Raw genomic sequence first — 673 nt, 5'->3', positions numbered from 1 at the left:
GGGCTCATTTAACTTTTGAGGAACGAGTCATTATCCAAACGCGTCTCCGCGACAAGCAATCGTATCGGAGCATAGCCCGTGAGATTGGGTGCTGTGTCAATACGGTACGCAACGAGGTGAAGCGTGGCAAGGTTCTTTGCTATAACGGCAAGGTGGAACGCTATCGCGCAGCAGACGGGCAAAGCACCTATGAGGCGCATCGCGAAAACTGTGGTCGCAAATGCGACGCCATAGCAAAGGGAGCATTCCTCGACTATGTGCAGAAGAGACTTCAGGAACATCACTGGTCGCTCGATGCCTGCTTTGGCAGGGCACTGGTTACGGGAGAATTTCAACGTGGCGAGATGGTCTGTACGAAAACCCTGTACAACTATGTCACGCTGGGGCTCCTAGGAAAAATCAAGAGTATTGACCTGCCCTTGCGCGTCAAGCGAAAAAACGCCAGGAAGCGGGTTCGTGAGCGTAAGAAGAAGTTCGGCCGCAGTATAGATGAGCGCGATCCTTCTGTGGATGAGCGTCAGGATTTCGGGCATTGGGAGTGTGACCTTGTACTGGGATCTCGCTCAAAGGACGAAGTACTGCTGACTCTGGTTGAGCGCAAGACACGCTGTTCCCTCATCAGAAAACTGCCCAACAAGGAAAGTGCCTCTGTAATAGCAGCCTTCAGAAAATT

At 52.2% G+C, this 673-nt stretch carries 1 protein-coding gene; it reads left to right on the top strand.

Annotated features, from left to right (window positions below; all coding sequences use genetic code 11):
- Positions 1-673, top strand: a 673-nt coding sequence (locus M3200_RS09175; protein WP_288178269.1) for an IS30 family transposase, incomplete at both ends; no start/stop codon positions are given.

This window comes from Dialister sp. CAG:357 (assembly GCF_000435155.1).
GTDB lineage: Bacteria > Bacillota > Negativicutes > Veillonellales > Dialisteraceae > Dialister > Dialister hominis.
The sequence above is the reverse complement of the archived record's forward strand: the minus strand, read 5'-3'. Positions and strand labels throughout refer to the sequence as shown.